The sequence below is a fragment of the Denitromonas ohlonensis genome (assembly GCF_007625205.1).
In the GTDB taxonomy this organism is placed as follows: domain Bacteria; phylum Pseudomonadota; class Gammaproteobacteria; order Burkholderiales; family Rhodocyclaceae; genus Nitrogeniibacter; species Nitrogeniibacter ohlonensis.
In genome coordinates this window covers 73826-89391 of record NZ_VMNI01000014.1, presented here as the reverse complement: position 1 = coordinate 89391, position 15566 = coordinate 73826, and the positions used below count along the sequence as shown (strand labels likewise).

The 15566-nt window shown below is 61.3% G+C and carries 12 protein-coding genes; 6 read left to right on the top strand and 6 right to left on the bottom strand.

Annotated elements, in window-relative coordinates; genetic code table 11:
• Positions 1-99 precede the first annotated feature (99 nt).
• From FHP89_RS14430 to FHP89_RS14415, 4 genes are all read left to right on the top strand, one after another.
• The gene (locus tag FHP89_RS14430) at positions 100-1542 is read left to right on the top strand and encodes a UbiA family prenyltransferase (protein ID WP_144179032.1); all 1443 of its coding nucleotides are present in this window, start codon (positions 100-102) and stop codon (positions 1540-1542) included.
• 68 nt (positions 1543-1610) lie between these two features.
• Positions 1611-1976: a hypothetical protein gene (locus FHP89_RS14425; protein WP_144179033.1), complete on the top strand. Its 366-nt coding sequence runs from the start codon at positions 1611-1613 to the stop codon at positions 1974-1976.
• A gap of 13 nt (positions 1977-1989) precedes the next feature.
• Complete coding sequence (locus FHP89_RS14420) at positions 1990-3297, top strand: ArnT family glycosyltransferase (protein WP_260851616.1); 1308 nt, start codon at positions 1990-1992, stop codon at positions 3295-3297.
• A gap of 59 nt (positions 3298-3356) precedes the next feature.
• Entirely contained in the window at positions 3357-4268 is a 912-nt protein-coding gene (locus FHP89_RS14415; RefSeq protein WP_144179034.1) for a hypothetical protein, read from the top strand.
• 58 nt (positions 4269-4326) lie between these two features.
• Here FHP89_RS14415 and cysN read toward each other — a convergent pair whose 3' ends face one another.
• Positions 4327-6237 (bottom strand): sulfate adenylyltransferase subunit CysN, encoded by a 1911-nt coding sequence (cysN, locus tag FHP89_RS14410; protein WP_144179035.1) that lies wholly within the window; start codon positions 6235-6237, stop codon positions 4327-4329.
• Positions 6238-6400: 163 nt separating this feature from the next.
• Complete coding sequence (gene cysD, locus FHP89_RS21085) at positions 6401-7342, bottom strand: sulfate adenylyltransferase subunit CysD (RefSeq protein WP_391525747.1); 942 nt, start codon at positions 7340-7342, stop codon at positions 6401-6403.
• Positions 7343-8265: 923 nt separating this feature from the next.
• Between cysD and cysQ the strand changes: the two genes are divergently transcribed.
• Positions 8266-9033 (top strand): 3'(2'),5'-bisphosphate nucleotidase CysQ, encoded by a 768-nt coding sequence (gene cysQ, locus FHP89_RS14400; RefSeq protein ID WP_144179037.1) that lies wholly within the window; start codon positions 8266-8268, stop codon positions 9031-9033.
• 18 nt (positions 9034-9051) lie between these two features.
• Positions 9052-10785, top strand: a complete 1734-nt coding sequence (locus FHP89_RS14395; protein ID WP_144179038.1) for an SLC13 family permease — start codon at positions 9052-9054, stop codon at positions 10783-10785.
• A 4-nt stretch (positions 10786-10789) separates the two neighbouring features.
• On the opposite strand, the gene FHP89_RS14390 is transcribed toward FHP89_RS14395, so the two are convergent.
• Genes FHP89_RS14390 through FHP89_RS14375 form a run of 4 tightly spaced genes read right to left on the bottom strand, consistent with a single transcriptional unit; the run spans position 10790 to position 15540 of the window.
• Complete coding sequence (locus tag FHP89_RS14390; RefSeq protein ID WP_144179039.1) at positions 10790-11737, bottom strand: polysaccharide deacetylase family protein; 948 nt, start codon at positions 11735-11737, stop codon at positions 10790-10792.
• An 8-nt stretch (positions 11738-11745) separates the two neighbouring features.
• On the bottom strand, positions 11746-13104 hold the full coding sequence (locus tag FHP89_RS14385) for a putative O-glycosylation ligase, exosortase A system-associated (RefSeq protein WP_144179040.1): 1359 nt from the start codon (positions 13102-13104) through the stop codon (positions 11746-11748).
• A gap of 28 nt (positions 13105-13132) precedes the next feature.
• The gene (locus tag FHP89_RS14380; RefSeq protein WP_144179041.1) at positions 13133-14482 is read right to left on the bottom strand and encodes a phenylacetate--CoA ligase family protein; all 1350 of its coding nucleotides are present in this window, start codon (positions 14480-14482) and stop codon (positions 13133-13135) included.
• The gene (locus tag FHP89_RS14375) at positions 14479-15540 is read right to left on the bottom strand and encodes a glycosyltransferase family 4 protein (RefSeq protein WP_313792199.1); all 1062 of its coding nucleotides are present in this window, start codon (positions 15538-15540) and stop codon (positions 14479-14481) included. Before FHP89_RS14375 ends, FHP89_RS14380 begins: the two co-directional genes overlap by 4 nt.
• Positions 15541-15566: the final 26 nt, after the last annotated feature.

Here is a 15566-nt window from a genome sequence, read left to right as displayed (position 1 = left end):
TCATCCAGCGATCCGTATCGCATCTATTGGATATGCACCAGATCGCTCCGACACCGGAAAAAACCAGGGGAAAGAGCGGTCAACACCACTGGGAGCCCCATGACCGCCACAGCCGAAGTACCGCTCGTCGTCGACCTTGACGGCACGCTGACACCGACCGATACCCTGCTGGAGTCACTGATCAAGCTGGTCAAACAGTCTCCGCTCAATCTGGTCTGGATTGCATGGTGGTTGCTGAAAGGCAGAGCGCGATTCAAGGAATCCGTGGCCCAGAAGGTAGAAATCTCTGCGGCCCACCTGCCCTATCGCCAAGCGCTGGTGGACTATCTGATCCAGCAGAAATCGGCCGGACGGAGGGTCATCCTCGCCACGGCGGCACATCGATCGATTGCCGAGGCCGTGTCCGAGCACCTCGGTCTCTTCGATGCAGTGCTCGCCACCGAGCACGACAACAACCTGAAAAGCGCGTCAAAGCTGAAGGCCATACGGGCCAAGGTAGGCAACGAATTTGCGTATGCCGGCGACTGCGCCGCCGACCTGCCGATCTGGAATGCCGCCACCGCAGCCATACTGGTTTGCGTGTCGCCAACCACCGCTAGCAGGCTCAATGCGTCGGTGCCTATCGAACGCAGTTTTCCTGAAGAATCGGGTGGCATCGCGGTCTGGCTCAGGGCGCTTCGCGTACATCAGTGGTCAAAGAATCTCCTGCTATTTGTCCCGCTGCTCACCGCATTCTCGTTCTTCGATGCCGGCAAGCTGTTTTCCGTGCTTGTGGGATTCATCGCTTTCTCGCTCGCCGCATCAGCGACATACATCGCAAACGACCTGCTTGATCTCGAAAACGACCGGGCACATCCAAGAAAGCGCTCACGCCCCTTCGCCAGCGCCTCGCTCCCGATCACCCACGGCCTCATCGTCGCCAGCCTTGCGTTGACGATTGCCGCAGCCCTGGCCTTGATGGTATCGCCGGGTTTCGCACAACTACTTCTGCTCTATCTGGTCATCACAAGCGCCTACAGCTGGTTCCTGAAGGAATATGTCATTATCGATGTCATTGTCCTGTCGCTGCTCTACACCTTGCGCATTCTCGCGGGATCAGTTGCCTCGGGCATTCCGATCAGTTCCTGGTTGCTCGCTTTTTCCGTGTTCATTTTTCTCAGTCTGGCCCTCGTCAAACGCTGCGCCGAACTCATGACACTTGGCGAGCTCGGCAAAGATGCGACGCAAGGCCGGGATTACCGGGTGACAGACCTATCGGTGATCTGGCCGCTCGGCGTTGGCGCAGCCCTCTGCTCAGTGGTGATCTTCGGACTCTTTATCAGCGACGGGGCAACCCGGGCCCGCTACGCCACGCCGGACCTCCTGTGGTTGGTCGCAGTTGGCCTTATCTACTGGTTGACGCGGCTGCTTATCAAGACCTCACGTGGCGAGATGAATGACGACCCGATCGTGTATGCCGTCAAGGATTTCGGGAGTCGAGTGACCGTTCTCGGCCTGATCACCTTGATGCTGACAGCGCATTTTCTGACGCTCGGCGGCTGAGGTACCTCGCCGCCAGCTTGGCTGGCTTCCAGACCCACATGCCCATTGCCTCTCGACTGGAACACCGTATGAAAATCCTTTTCGCAGCACTCCTCAGCATCTGCTTGTCGGTTTCCGCACAGTTCTTCCTGAAAGCGGGAATGAGCTCCGCCGTAGCCAAGAGCTTCAGTGAGAATCCGTTGAGCGCAAGGTCGATTCTCGAACTCGCGACCAACATGCACATCGTGACCGGATTTGCACTGTATGGCGTAGGTGCCATCGTCTGGCTCTCCGTGCTGGCCCAGTGGGACGTCAGCAAGGCCTATCCGATGGTTGGCCTGGGCTTCGCCCTGACCGCGGGCATCGGACTCATGTTGGGTGAACAAATGACACTGTTCAGACTCGTGGGCGTGAGCATGATCTGCATCGGCGTGGCGATGGTCGGTCATAGCTAGGAGGTCACTTACGATGGCAACGCTACTGCACTCACCGATGCCGATCGCCATGGGCGAGCCATCGAATCAAGGCGATCATCTCGAATGGAAATGGCTCTCCGTTGTCATTTGCATCGGCCTCGCAATGCGAGCCGCGGCAATCGTGCTTTATCACCACACGCCGGAGAGCGATGAGATCGCCTATGCCAGCATGGCGATGAACCTCATCAACGGCCACGGCATTGTTGACTACAAGGGAAACCATGCCATGTATAGCGTGGGCTACCCGCTGTTTGTGCTGGCACCGGTTTTCTCACTTTTCGGCGAAAGCACCTTTGCTGCTCGGATTGCCAATGTGCTGCTGGGTGGGGTCTCGATCCTGCTGTGCCATCGCGTGGCCAGGGAGGCCGGCGCAAACCGCAGCGGGCGTATCATCGCCGCCGCGATATGGGCGCTCTACCTGCCGGCCAGCGTCTACGGCGTCTACCTTCTGAAAGAGAATCTGATGGTGCCCTTGATGCTCGCTGTCATGTGGTGTGCCCTCAGACTGTCAAAACGGCCATCCCCGGCGGCGGCCGTCACCTGCGGCTTGCTGCTCGGTGCCATCGCGCTGACCGGCAGCGCCGCCTTGTCGCTCGGCGGCGCCGTCGCGTTTGCACTGTGGGTGTGCCCTGCGTCGTTCTATCGACGCGGTATCCTCGCGCTTTGCATCGCTGCGGGCGTCTGTTCGGTATCGGCGCCGTGGATTGTTCGAAACATGAATGTACTAGGGGCGCCGGTGTTGAATACCAACGGCGGATTCAATCTCTATCTCGGTAATAATCCGGCGGCAACCGGCATGTTTGTTTCAATCGTCGATACCCCGCGGGGAAAAGGCTGGGAAGCGTTTCGGCTGGCCCAGGGGGAAGTCGAAGCGTCGGAGTCCCTCAAACGCGACGCCATTGCATGGATCATGGAAGACCCGGCGCGTTTCGCCGCATTGATGGTAAAAAAGGCGGTCTATTTCTGGACGCCCCCCCTTCATGCGGGAAAAGGTGAGGCAAGCGGCGTTGAATCCATCATCCGCGTACTGTGGGCGATACAGTTCGCCATCATGGTCCTGGCCGCGCTCGGCAGCATTCTGACCCGACATATCAGCAGGCCCCACCTCATCACCCTTTGGCTCGCGATCGCTGGATACACCGCGGTTCACATGCTTTTCTATGTCATATTCCGGTACCGGGAGCCGATCATGCCGATACTGGGTATCATTGCAGCACTCTCCCTTCAGCCCCTGCTTTCCCGAACCGGGCGGTTCACTAGAGCATCCCGGAAGCACGCCCTGCCGGTGCACTCGGACTGACGCCCAAGCGCCGCCCCGAGCCCGCGCTCTGCCCACAACCTGCTCAAGCTCACGTTGCCATGAAACTCGCTATCCTCGTCGTGTACTTCCTGCGTGACGAAAACATTCCCATACTCGACCTCCACCTGAAGTCGCTCACCGAGTTCACGACGGATGATTTCGTCATCTACGGTGTCGCCCCGCGCGTCAGCGATACGGTCAGGTCGCGGCTGGTTGGCGTACCCAAGCTGGAGATGGTAGAGATCGAGCCGACCGATTTCGTCGGCTCGAAAGAGCACTCCTATTATCTGAACAAGCTCTGCGAGCATGCCATCGCGAACGGCGCCGAGCGCCTGTGCACGATGGATGTGGATGCCTTTCCTGTTCTAGAGGGCTGGAACCAACACCTCGAGTCGGAGATCAGCGCCGGAAACCATCTGGCGGCCGTGTTTCGGGAAGAAAACAACGACACCGCACTGCCACACCCCAGTTGCTGCTATTTCTCAAGCAGCTTCTTCCGCCACTACGCCCCGACCTTCCTGCCCGACGACAGCGTAATGGCTGGACCCGAGTTCAGCGAGTTCCTGCACGCTACCGGCCAGAAGCCGGACTCCGGCATTGGCGTCGGATTCACGGTCTGGAAGCACCAGTTGCCATGGAAGCGGCTATATCGCTCCAACAAGCGCAATGACCACTATCTGCTCGCCGGCTTGTATGCCGACACGATTTTCCATCTCGGCGCCATGTCCTGGACTGACCGGGATTTCAGGAAAGACCGCAGCACCTCGGCGCTGACGGCCGGACTCGACAGCTTGGCAGTACTTTTGCGTCGGGCGGGCTTGTTCCGCGGTCCCGTCGCAGGCCTTTGGCGGCGAGCCAATTTCGCCGCCAGCCGGCCGCTGGTACGCAAGACCAACAACGTCTTTGAAAACATCCTCGACCGCCTCAAGACGGATCCGCGAGGCTACATCCGCTACCTGCGCGGCGAGTAGGCGCACCGCCAATTTTTGCGACAGCGAAGCACCAGCGTGCCCAGCCGTCGCAGCAACGCTAGTCGGCGCCCAGGATGTGATGCTGGCGCAGCGCCGCGATCACCTGATCGGCCGACGCCTCGATGGAACTACCCACAGTCTTCAACCGAACTTCCGCCTCTTCCGGCGCCTCATACGGCGAATCGATACCAGTGAAGTTCTTCAACTCACCCCGTCGCGCTTTCTTGTAAAGCCCCTTCGGATCGCGCTCTTCGGCGACTTCGAGCGGGGTGTCGACAAACACTTCGAGGAACTCGCCCTCTTCCACCAGGGTGCGCGCCATGCGCCGCTCTGAGCGGAAGGGGGAGATGAAGGCGGTGATGACGATCAGGCCGGCGTCGACCATCAGCTTGGCGACTTCGGCCACACGGCGGATGTTCTCGACACGGTCGGCATCGGTGAAGCCGAGGTCCTTGTTCAGACCGTGACGCACGTTGTCGCCGTCGAGCAGATAGGTGTGGCGGCCCATGGCGTGGAGCTTTTTCTCGACCATGTTGGCGATGGCCGATTTGCCGGCACCGGACAGGCCAGTGAACCACAACAGGCAGGGTTTCTGGCCTTTCATGCCGCCGCGTGCCGCCTTGTCGACATCCACATGCTGCATGTGGATGTTGTGCGAGCGGCGCAGAGCGAAGTGGATCATGCCGGCGCCGACGGTGTTGTTGCTGAGCCGGTCGACCAGGATGAAGGCGCCGGTATCGCGGTTATCGGTGTAGGCGTCGAAGGCGATCTGGCGGTCGAGGCTGAGGTTGCACACCGCGATGCCGTTGAGATCGAGCTTCTTGGCGGCCACGTGTTCCATGGTGTTGACGTTCACCTGATACTTGATTTCGGTGACCGTCGCCGTGACCATTTTGGTGCCGATCTTGAGCAGATAGGCGCGGCCGGGCAGCATCGGTTCGTCGTGCATCCAGACGATGGTGGTTTCGAACTGATCGGCCGAGCTGGCCGGGTGTTCGGCGATGGAGATGACGTCGCCACGGGAGACATCAATCTCATCGGCCAGCGTGAGTGTGATCGACTGGCCGGCCACGGCCTGCGGCAGATCGCCATCATGCGTGACGATACGCGCGACGGTACTTTCCTTACCCGAGGGCTGAACACGGATGCGGTCGCCCGGCTGGATGACGCCGCTGGACACGGTGCCGGCAAAGCCGCGGAAGTCGAGATTGGGGCGGTTCACCCATTGCACCGGCAGGCGGAACGCCGCCTTCTGCATGCGCTCTTCGTCGATCTCGACAGTTTCGAGAAAGCCCATCAGCGTGGTGCCGTGATACCAGGGCAGCTTGTCACTGGGGGCGATGATGTTATCGCCCTTGAAAGCCGACAGCGGGATGAAGGTGACATCCTCGATACCGATGCGGGTGGCAAAATCGCGATAGTCTTCAACGATCTTGCGGTAGGTCTTTTCCGAGTAGTCGACCAGGTCCATCTTGTTGATGGCGACCACGATGTGGCGGATGCCGATCAGCGACACCAGGTAACTGTGGCGGCGCGTCTGGGTAAGGATGCCCTTGCGCGCGTCGACCATCAAAATGGCGACGTCGGCGGTTGAGGCGCCGGTGACCATGTTGCGGGTGTATTGCTCATGCCCCGGGGTGTCGGCAACGATGAACTTGCGCTTGTCGGTCGAGAAGAAGCGATAGGCCACATCAATGGTGATGCCCTGCTCCCGCTCGGCGGCGAGGCCATCGACCAGCAAGGCGAAGTCGATATCCTCGCCCTGGGTGCCGTATTTCTTCGAGTCGGCTTCGACCGCGGCCATCTGGTCTTCGAACAGCATCTTGGATTCGAACAGCAGACGCCCGATCAGGGTGCTCTTGCCATCATCCACACTGCCGCAGGTAATGAAACGCAGCAGGCTCTTGTGCTCGTGGCTGCGCAGGTATTCGCCAATATCGGAGGCGATGAGATCGGATACGTGGGCCATTAGCAAGCCTCCTGCAGGGCCGCCCCAAAGGCGGCTTCAGCCCCCACGGGGGGCAGCGAACAAATGTGAGCGAAAGGGCGCATCGGCCGACCATCCGCCGGGCCGCCCCAAGGATGGGCGCAGCCCCCTCGGGGGGCAGCGAACAAAGTGAGCGTGGGGGCCATCAGAAATACCCCTCCTGCTTTTTCTTTTCCATGGACGCGGCAGAATCGTGGTCGATCACCCGGCCCTGGCGCTCCGAGGTTTTCGTCAGCAACATTTCCTGGATGATCGCCGGCAGCGTGTCGGCATCGGACTCGACCGCCCCGGTCAGCGGATAGCAGCCCAGGGTGCGGAAACGCACCTTGCGCATCATCGGCACCTCGCCGGCCTTGAGCGGCATGCGTTCGTCGTCGACCATGATCAGCGCGCCATCGCGCTCGACCACCGGACGCGCAGCCGAGTAGTACAGCGGCACGATCGGAATGTCTTCGAGGTAGATGTATTGCCAGATGTCCAACTCGGTCCAGTTCGACAGCGGAAACACCCGCATCGACTCGCCCTTGTGCTTGCGCGCGTTGTAGAGCTTCCACAACTCGGGGCGCTGCACCTTCGGGTCCCAGCGATGCTGCGCACTGCGGAAGGAGAAGATACGCTCCTTGGCGCGCGATTTTTCCTCGTCGCGCCGGGCGCCGCCAAAGGCCGCGTCGAAGCCGTACATATCGAGCGCCTGCTTGAGCCCTTCGGTCTTCATGATATCGGTGTGGATCGCCGAACCGTGCGTGAAGGGATTGATGTCCTTCTCGACGCCTTCGGGGTTGATATGCACCCGCAGGTCCAGGCCAAGCTCCTTCACCATCTTGTCGCGGAAGCTGTACATCTCGCGAAACTTCCAGCGCGTATCCACATGCAGCAGCGGAAACGGCGGCTTGGCCGGGTAGAAGGCCTTCATGGCCAGATGCAGCATCACCGCGCTGTCCTTGCCGATCGAATAGAGCATGACCGGGTTGTCAGCCTCGGCCACCACCTCGCGCATGATGTGGATGCTTTCGGCCTCGAGCCGTTGCAAATGGGTCAATGTCATTGCTGTCCTCTTGCGAAAACCGTGTTGATCGTCGCTGGCCAACTGCGCCAACGCCGCGTTGTTCGAATCATACGATACTGCCGGGGACGCCTCGGGCGCGCGATAGCGCACCAGCACCAGCCGCGCCGCATTGGCCGCTAGCCAAGCGGCCACTGAGGCGACCTGCGTGATGTCGGCCCCCACCCAGTGCAACTGCAATGGCCGGCCAGCCAAAGTGCACATCCGTTCCAGAAAATCGACCACGGCCAGCGCCTGCAGCGGCACGGCGACGATGCGCCAATACAGGCGACCGCGCGGCCCGCGCGCAAACAGCACGGTTCGCGTCGCGTCCAGGCGCTGCTCGCCACACCAAAAGCGCGCGCGCGAATCGAGCGCTGGGGGCTCGGGCGCATCGTGTTTGGTCGACGCGCGAAGAACAGTCTGCCAGTCGGGCGGATCAATGCCCCAGCTCGCCACATAGCGCGCCACCGTGCGCTCACCCAGGTCGATGTCAAAGCGACGCACCAACCAGCGGGCCACCGCCTGGTGCTGCCACAACCCACCCGCTTCGCCGGCGCGCTCGGGCGAACACACCAGAAACGCATCGCGAATCTCGGCTTCGACCGCCTTATCGATCGCGCGACCGCTCCCGACCGGCCGCCCCTGCGGGCGCACATCCACGCCCGCCCAACCGGCCTGCGCAAACGCTTTCGCCGCGGCAACAACGGTCGGCACCGACAAGCCGGTCGCCGCCGACACTTCGGCCAGGGTCCGCCCCTGTCGGCGCAGCTCAACCGCCCGCCGTCGGGCCTGGTTCAGCGCATCGCCGGTCAAACGCGGCGGCATGAATCGTTCAATCGAAGTGGCATGGTGATATATTAAACATTTATTTGGCCTGACTCAGTGTTAAATAATTAACTGCCACGTCACCAACATGGCGTGTCTGCATTAACCTGCCCCATCTGCCCTGCCCACGGAGTCCCCGAATGCTTGATCGCCTCGCCCTGCTCGAACGCCTGATACCCATCGTCCGCGATGCGGGCGATCTGATCATGAAAATCTACGGCACGGACTTCTCGGTCAGCGGCAAAGCCGACCAATCTCCCGTCACCGAGGCTGACCAGCGCGCAGAGGCGCTGATCCTTCCCGCACTCGCCGCACTGTTGCCCGGCACGCCCATCGTCGCCGAAGAAGCCGTCGCCGCGGGCAAGATCCCGAGCGTTGGAGCACGTTTCTGGCTGGTCGATCCGCTCGACGGCACCAAGGAGTTCATCAGCCGAAACGGCGAATTCACCGTCAATATCGCCTTGGTAGAAGACAGCCAGCCGACCATCGGCGTCGTTCTGGCACCCGCGCTGGACCGCCTGTTCGCCGGCGCGGTCGGCCACGGCGCTTTCATCGAGGACGCTAACGGGCGCCGACCAATTTCGGTGCGCAGTGCACCGCCCGAAGGCCTCACCGTTGTCGCCAGCCGATCACATGGCGACGCCACCGCGCTCGACATTTTCCTGGCCGGACGCAAGGTCGCCGAACTGCGCGGTGCCGGTTCATCGCTCAAGATCTGCCTGGTCGCCGCCGGCGAGGCCGATCTCTACCCACGTCTTGGCCGCACGATGGAATGGGATATCGCCGCGGGCCATGCGGTCCTGTCAGCGGCGGGCGGGCGACTCACCCGAACCGACGACACGCCGCTGACCTATGGCAAGCCCGATTTCGCCAATCCGCATTTTGTCGCCGCGGGCGCGGCAGCCTGACCGGCACAACGCCCCTTCATGACCGCCACCTGGGTTCTGCTCTCACTTGCCCTGCTGGTCGCGCTGCTGGTGCATGGCCGCCTGTCACCCGCGCTGCTGTTCTGCGGCTGGGCCGGTGGCTACCATCTGCTGGGCTTGATCAGCGAGCGCGAGCTTCTTGAGAGCTACGCCAACCCCGGGCTGGCCGTCTTGCTGTTGCTGCTGCTGATCTCGCTGGTACTGGAACGCGCGCCGCTCATCGAGCGCTTCTCGGAGACGCTCCTCAAGGGCGGCGAACGCCTCGCCACCTTCCGCATGTGTCTGATCACCGCGGCCTGCTCTGCCTTTCTCAACAACACCGCCGTGGTCAGCACCTTGCTGGGCACCATCACCCGCCAGCGCCATCACCCCGCATCGCGCTTGCTGCTGCCGCTGTCCTACGCCGCCGTGCTGGGCGGCATCACCACGCTGGTGGGCACCTCCACCAACCTGGTCGTCAATTCCTTCGCCGAGCGCGCTGGCCTGCCATCGATTTCGATGTTTCAAATGACCACCGTCGGCGTGCCCGTGGCCTTGGCGTGCATTGTCTGTCTGACGCTCGTCGCCCGCTGGCTACCCGTGCGCACCGGCGACGACGGTGGCCCGCGCCAAGCCTATTTTCTGGAGGCCCGACTGACAGCCGGCTCGCCCCTCATCGGTCGCAGCATTGAGGCCAACCGCCTGCGCAACCTCGACGGGCTGTTTCTGGTTGAAATCGTTCGGGGCGGGCGACTCATCTCTCCGGTATCACCCGAAGAAATCCTGCATGCCGACGATGTGCTGATCTTCACCGGCGAAGTCGAGAAAATGCAGGTCATCGACCGCTTCCCCGGCTTGCAAGTGTTTGGCACGCGCGCAGACGATCTCTTGCGCTCCAACCTCGTCGAAGTCGTTATTTCCAGTGATTCGGAGTTGGCCAACCGGACCTTGCGCGAGGTCGACTTCCGCACCATGTTCGACGCGGGCGTGGTCGGCATCCGCCGCGGCGATAAACGCCTGACCGGGCAGCTGGGCCGGATACCGCTCCGGGTCGGAGACGCCCTGTTATTGGCCGCTGGCGCCGATTTTGCCCAGCACCGCAATCTGGCGCGCAACTTTCATCGCGTGGGCGGCGCCCCGCTGCACCCCAAGCTCACGCAACCGCAAACCCGTTGGGTGGTCGGCGGATTCGCCAGTGTGATCATCGCCGCCGCGACCAACGTGCTGCCTCTGTTTGCCGGGCTGCTGCTCTTGCTTGGCGCCTTTCTGGCCAGCGGACTGCTCTCGATGGCCGAGATTCGCCGGCGATTCCCGTTCGAACTGATTCTGGTCATCGGCGCCGCCCTGGCCATCGCGCGCGTGCTCGAATCCTCGGGTGGCGCGGCCATCATCTCGGACTTTGTCGCCCATGTCTTTGGCGATCTGGGCGTGTGGGGCGCGTTCATCGGCATCTATCTGATGACGGTGATCCTCACCGAGGTGGTCACCAACAACGCTGCCGCCGCGCTGGCCTTCCCTATTGCGCTGTCGACCGCCCACGCCTTCGGAGCCGACCCCACCCCGTTTGTGATGCTGGTGGCCTATGGCGCCAGCGCCGGCTTCCTGATCCCCTTCGGCTATCAAACCCACCTGATGGTCTATTCGCCAGGGCGCTACCGGGTGATGGATTTTGTGCGCACCGGCACACCGGTCGCGCTGGTCTATGGAACCGTGGTTTTACTGCTGGTGCCGCGGGTGTTTCCGTTCTTCCCCTGAAGGCTCAGCTCGACAACAGATTCTGTAGAAGCCTTAGACCGAAACGATATTTCGTTCGGTCCCACGGCGTGAAACGCGGGAGTTGAAACACGTCGCTATCGCGCGTGGCGGCGCCCCAAACCGTTGCCACGGCGGCATCAAACCCCAGCTCGGCCGCCAGCCTGGCATGCTCTGAGCGATAGTCTTGCTCGGGTTTTCCGTTCGGATAGGCAAACAAGCCAATGCGCTCGCCGAGCAAGGCTTCAAGCTGGGTCTTGCTGTCAGCCATCTCTTGTCGCGCCGAATCCAGCTCGGTGGTCGCAAGAATGGGATGCGTCACGGTATGCGCCCCCACCCCCATGCCGGCCCGATGCCATGCCTGGAGCTGATCCGAGCGCATCATCAAATCATCTGGCAACATCGCTTGCGAGGCATTGGCAATCGCCGCCACCTGCGCTTGACGCGAATCGGCCGGGAGGTGCTTGGTGCGCGGAATCAGGTAGTCAATCGCTTGGCGCTTTTCGGCAATCGTCCCGGTCGCGATCACGCCGAGACCGATCGCGGACAGATCTAGTTGAGCGAGTGGCGTACGACGTACCGATTCAATCACCGTATCGTTCCACATGCGGCCACCATCCAGGAACCCGGTCGCCACAAACAACGTCGCCGACGCGCCATGTCGCTGAAGGATCGGCAGCGCATGGGTGAGGTTATCCGCGTAGCCATCATCAAAGGTAATGGCGGCCGCCCGAGCCGGCAGGTCACCCCGCCGCATTAGGTCAATGCCCTCGGCGAGCGGGACAACCCGAAACCAGCGGCAAATCCAGCCCAGCATCCGATCAAACGCTGCAACATCCACTTCGGCCGGAAATAAGGGGTCAGGCGTCGGCAATACCCGATGAAAGACAAAAATGCTCAAGCGGGCATTGCCGCCCCGGGTGCTGGCCAGATGAAATGCCGGTCGCATCAACATGGCGGATCTCAACCGCTCACTACTGACGAGGCGCGTTGATGAGATGGCGTCTCACCATTTCCCACCTCAGCAGAAGGCACCACGTCTTCAGGCGCCTTGACCAGCACCTCTTTCACATAGCGCTCCGTCGCAAGCAGGATAATCATCAGGTAGAACGGCATGTCCCAGTAGGCGAGACTCAGGAAGGCGCCCCCGACCGCAAATCCGACCAGGCTCACCTTGGTCATGTTGCCGAGCATGGCAACCCACTCGAAGCGGGCACCACGCCCTTCCATCGCTGCCAAACGGCCGGCCACGCGGTAGGTCAGGATCCAGAAAAGCAGGTATAGCCCCAAACCGATGTAGCCGTGGTCGCCAAGGATCTGAAAATAAATACTGTGTGCCACCAGAACCCAGTCTGGATTCGGCGCGTAAGCGTTGAAAACCACCGGCGAAGCCGTAGCAAAACCCGCGCCGAAAATGCGATCGTTCGCGATATTGATGGCCATATGCCAGGCGTTGATCCGACCCAACGCCGACAAATCCTCTTCATAGGTTTCGATGGTTTCCATACGGGAAAACCACTCTTCTGGCATCAACATCAGAATCGCCGGGGTCAAGGCCAGAAACAAGAATCCCATCGCCACCTTCGACCGGCTGCGCCACCACATCATCGACGCCATCGCGATGATCGCCAGCAACGCGCCGCGTGAGTGACTTCCAATCGCCGCGACCGCACATAATAAAATTGACACCATCAGACCGCGGGTCAACCATTTTTCGGGAATTCGGCTAACCAGTACAAACTCACGCGCCAGCGTCGCCTGTTTCGCCAGAAAATAAAGCAGTGGAATAGAGATAATCAATGCCAGTGCGAGTTCATTGTTCCCCTGCACCAGACTTGATGGGGGCCCCCACACGCGGAACTCACCGCCCGTTGTCAGGGTAAAGATGCCGCCCTTGACACCAAAAAATGCAATAGACCCCACGACCACCCAGATCAGTCCGACAATTTGCTCGCGACTCGCCACGAGCGCACCAACGACCAAGGTCATTCCCAGCACCTTGAGCACATCAATGAGCTTGGTCTGGCTGGGTTCGGGCAAAATCGCGGTAAACGACGTCAGTGTCATCCACAAAATCATCAAAATCAGTACAACGGCGGGTCCGCCGGTTTGCCAGCGGATCGCGCGCATCGAGAACAACATCCCCAATGCGATGATGACCACTGAGGCCATGGCAAAAGGCAGGTCATAAGCAAAACCCCAACCCAGACGGTGGGGGTTCATCAAGCCGATCCAGACCCATAGCAACGCACCGTAATACGGCCGCTTAAGCGCCACAAGCGCCCCAAAAACAAACAACGCGGTAACGATCAGATCCCGCACGTTGCAACTCCTGTATTCATCACCCTATCTACCCTGCAATCTTGCTGATGACATAGCGGAACTTGCCAGAGCGCTCCGGCGCGACTTGCGCCACCTGTTCCACCACAATCTCCACCGAGGCACCAAGACGCGCCTGCAGGCCAGATTGAATCAATGCGACATCCCCGTCCGAAAAGCCTTCACCCGGCTCCACCTGCACCCGCGTCAGCGTCAGCGTTTCCTGAATGATCTTGAACGCTCGCACGGCAGGAATATCGCGCAATACATATATCAGTGACAGGCCATGCATCACGGTGCCGTCGAGCGCGATGACAAAATCCGTGCTCCGCCCCTGGATTTCTTTCAATACCGGCAAACCGCGACCGCAGGCACAGGGCGTGTCATCAAGTACGCCAATATCCCCGGTGCGATAGCGGATGAACGGAAAATCACGCGTCGCCAGATGAGTCACAACGATTTCACCGGACTGCCCTGACGGCAGCACCTGGCCCGACGCGTCGACGATCTCGACGACAATATCTTCGGCCGTGATGTGCATGCTGCCCGACGGGCACTGATGCGCAATAAAGCCAGCGTCGCGACCGCCGTAGCCGTTGGCCACCGGACAGCCGAACAATCGTTCGATGCTTTCACGCTGGTCATCGTACAAGCGCTCCGAGGTCACAAACACCACCCGAACACCCAGATCGTCCAGCCGGATGCCCCGCTTTTCGGCATGCCGGGCAATATGGCTGATCGCTGACGGATAGCCAAACAACATGGCGGGGCGTCGCGCGCGAATGCGAGCCACAAAACCGTCGAGCTTCGTCTCCGACATTTCAAACGCCGGCATCAACTCGGTACGCATCAGTGCATCGCGGAACTGACGCACCCGGTCCTGCGCCCCCAGTTCAATCGGCGAACCCCAAACAACAATCTCGCGATCGCCGATATCGACATCCCACCATCGCGTAGCGCGCCATTTGGCCGCCACATCGTGAGTCACTCGCTCATCGCCGATGAAAAATATCAATGGTTCGCCGCTGGAGCCACCGGTATTAAAACGCGCCAGAGCACGCGCATCGTCGGCGCGCAAGGCCTCGGTGTTGGCGCGAATGAGCGGCTTGGTCAGGAAGGGCAATCGCTGCAGGTCGGCCACCCGGCTGATCTTGGCCGGGTCAAATCCCGCATCCGAGAAGACCTGCCGATAGTACGGAACATGCGCGCCAACATCCGACAGAAACGCCCGGAGACGATCGCGTTGAAAAGCCTCGAGTTGCGCCGCTGGCCACCATTGGGACGCCTCCATGGCGCGGCGCACGCGCACGGTGTCGTGTTTCTTGAGCCGCTCCTGCAAGGGAAACACCGCCTGAGACACAAATCGCGTGTAGACACTCATGACCGCGCGCCCTCCACCGAAGAATCGACCTCCGGCAAACCACCCAAGGCCCGTCGATACACCGCCAGCCACTGCGCACTGACCGATGCCCACTGATAGCGCACCACATCAGCAAGGCCAGCCTCGACCAGTCGCTTTCGCAAGGCCGCGTCCTCCAGCAGGCGGACGACCGCTTGCGCCATCGCTTCCGGCGCATCGGGCGGCACCAGCAGTGCGGTCTTTTCGTGCTCGACGATATGCGGCACGCCACCCACGTCGGTCGACACCACGGCCACGCCACTGGCCAGCGCCTCGAGTACCGAATTGGGCATGTTGTCGACCCGGCTGGCATTGATCATGACATCCGCCGAGCGATAAAGATCGGCCATCTCATCCCGATCCAGTCGGCCGGTAAATCGCACGGCGGAGGCAATCCCCAGCGCCTCGGACTGTGCCTGCAAACTGGCCAACTGCGGCCCGGTTCCAGCCACCGACAGCGTCGCCAAAGGCACTGACTGGCGAATCTGCGCAAAGGCCTGCAGTGCCACGTCGATGCCGTAAATCGTCTCAAGATTTCTCGCGACCACAATGTGAGCCGCCGCGCCAGCGACCGGCGCGCCAGACGGGCGAAAACGCTGAAGATCGATGATGTTCGGCACGATCTCGCCCGCCATGCCGTAGCCTTGGAATACCGCCTGCAGATAACCCGACGGCAGGGCCAGCGCCGCCACATGGCGCATGGCCAGGCGCACAACACCGGCCGATCCGCTCAGAAAGCTTCCGGCTTCACCACCGCGATAATTCACAACGACAGGCACCCCGCGCAAGCGGGCCACGACAATCGCGGGCACCGCAAACAAGTGCCACGACCAGCCGGAATTTGCCATCAGATGCATCAAGCGCCCCTGGCCGCAGGCACGCCACAGATCAACGAGATACGGCACCAGACGAAACGCCGCGCGAACGCCTGGCAGTCGACCAGCCCATTGGGGGCGATAGGCCGCATTGGTCTGCACCACCGTGACCCGCGCACCTTCGCTGCGCAACAATTCGGCCAGCTGACGGGTCTGATTGGCCATGCCACCGGCAGGCGGCGGCAAGGGTC